The organism is Alicyclobacillus sp. SP_1 (genome assembly GCF_024706985.1).
In the GTDB taxonomy this organism is placed as follows: Bacteria; Bacillota; Bacilli; order Alicyclobacillales; family Alicyclobacillaceae; genus Alicyclobacillus_I.
The window spans coordinates 1-2,283 of record NZ_JAMCCX010000085.1; the positions used below are offsets into that span (position 1 = coordinate 1).

The 2,283-nt window shown below is 47.1% G+C and carries 2 protein-coding genes and 1 tRNA gene; 1 reads left to right on the forward strand and 2 read right to left on the reverse strand.

Annotation, left to right across the window (positions count from 1 at the left end; genetic code table 11):
* Positions 1-595 precede the first annotated feature (595 nt).
* Positions 596-670 (reverse strand) — tRNA-Ala (locus M4I36_RS15435).
* Between the two features lie 188 nt (positions 671-858).
* Between M4I36_RS15435 and M4I36_RS15440 the strand changes: the two genes are divergently transcribed.
* Positions 859-1,356: a PepSY domain-containing protein gene (locus tag M4I36_RS15440; RefSeq protein ID WP_258112655.1), complete on the forward strand. Its 498-nt coding sequence runs from the start codon at positions 859-861 to the stop codon at positions 1,354-1,356.
* A 111-nt stretch (positions 1,357-1,467) separates the two neighbouring features.
* On the opposite strand, the gene speD is transcribed toward M4I36_RS15440, so the two are convergent.
* Positions 1,468-1,854, reverse strand: coding sequence for an adenosylmethionine decarboxylase (gene speD, locus M4I36_RS15445; RefSeq protein WP_374986451.1), 387 nt, complete (start codon positions 1,852-1,854; stop codon positions 1,468-1,470).
* Positions 1,855-2,283 lie beyond the last annotated feature (429 nt).

The window sequence follows — 2,283 nt, forward strand, 5'->3', positions numbered from 1 at the left end:
TCGCACCTTCCGTTCCATGAGGATATCTATTGGATTGGTACATCAATTTTCAAGAGATACTCTATGGGATATTACGGCCCGTTAGCTCAATAGCTCCTAGAGATGAAAAATGCATACTTAATCAGATTCCCTTCCCATTACATGGGTACGACTTACTCATCTGCGTCGGAAGCACGTCAACATTCTACCCTGATTATACAATATTTTCAGTGCATCGGATGCCTTCTCATCAACCACTCATCATCATAGCTATGTAGTCGACAAATTCAATGGATTTGCCGCTGTCTGGTCATTATTGAGGTTTAACCTTGTCTGGGTCAAAAGTAATCTAAAACAAAAGCCCAGGCAACGAATCGCCTGCGCTCTCAAAGAAGATATGTGTGGATATGTGGCGCGATTTCAGAAGCTTCTAACGAGCGACACACAGCACTCCACATGTTTAGAGCACATAACTTAGGCACCCTTATACACGGTTAGCATCGCCGTATCCAACCGTAACTCAAATCTCTGCTTTGCCACCACTTGTGATACGGTTCGTCCAATCATACGTAAAAGAGCTTTCGAACCATCGATGTGAGGTTCGAAAGCTCTTTTGTGGTGGAGGATAGGGGATTCGAACCCCTGACCCCTGCGCTGCCAGCGCAGTGCTCTCCCGCTGAGCTAATCCCCCACGACACGTCAGCTAACTGCACGTCTTTCGCAGAAAACACCGCAACAGCGAACGACTTGGATTATACCGTTTATCAATCAACCTTGCAAGTCACATTGAAGCAGCATGGACATCAAAAATACAAAGTACATGAAATGGCGGATTATGGGCAGAATAACATTGGATACTCATTTGAAGGAGATGAATCGATGAAACACTGGCTCGTGGCATCAAGCTTTCTCGGTTTGATGGCACTCTCGATTCCACAGGCGCTGGCAGCGTCCCATTCAGGAATGGATTATCGGCACGGAATGATGCACTTGCATCGCTCTCTGTATCCGGTCAGTGCAAGTATGCAGCCTGTGGATGAATCGTCCGGCAGACGTTGGGAAGTACAAAGCAGTGTACAAGTGCCTCGCGAAGCCCTCAAAGAGGCATACAAAGCAAGTCAGCAAGCTTACACGGAAAAACTCAAAAAATACGCGAAATACCCGTTGAAAGACGCTCAAAAGGCTGTAGCAGCTGAACATCCAGGAATGAAAATTCAAGAGATACAATTGCGGAACATTCGTACCAGCTTGGTGTATATGGCCATTGCTGAGGATGATGACGACAAATATCTCGTTGTTGTTGATGCTGGAAACGGAAAGATATTGATGGACAAACCGCTACCCACGCACCACACAAAAGTATTCGCCGGAGACTAAGCCTGTCCCAAGCGAACAAGTACTTCACGTAAAAGCAGTAGGCACGGGAGCTTGTTGCTCCAACGCCTACTGCTCTTTTGCGAATTTCCGTCGGTGCTTAGGGCTATCAATCTATGAAATCGCCCGAGTTTTCAAGTTTCCTACCTGAATCGGCCCAACACCTCGCGGAACCTCGATGGACTCCAGATGGGTCGCTCCCAAGTACTTTGTGATAAAGTCGCAGGCCACGTTAGGATCGATGCGATCACCACACGTATACACATCAATACTCGCATAGCCATGCTCAGGAAAGCTGTGAATCGTCAAGTGAGATTCGGAAATGATAACTACGCCACTCACGCCTTGCGGAGCGAATTTGTGAAACGCGACTTCGCGTACCTCCGCCCCCGCTTCCAATGCTGCATTGACCATTAGTCGTTCAATCGCGTGCAAGTCATTCAGCTTTTCCGGACTGCAACCCCAAAGTTCTGCGATAACATGACGACCCATTGTATCCAATGCAAACAATCCCCCTTTGTAAAAGAAGTTCCATGCCATTCCGGCATACGGAACCCACCTACACCACGGGGGAAAGTTAGTCCATGAGGTCCTAACCCTTTAAGTGCAGGCCGTCCTTGTTCCGCTTGTCTCGAAGCCCTAGCATTCAAGATTACGTTGGTTAGTATAAGACTGCACCCGACATTTTGCAACACTGAAATACATGTCAAAAGCGGAATTTTAGGAACTCGGCAGCCCAAGTGAAAAGAATGCGCACGGCAATCACAACGACGACCGTAGGAGTAACTGACCTAGCCCCGGTCACATAACAAATCTGAGGATAAAACTTCGTCACTTATGCGAGTACCACATGCTCATCAGAAACTCATCAGAAACTCATCAGAAACTCATCAGAAACTCATCAGAAACTCATCAGAAACTCATCAGAAA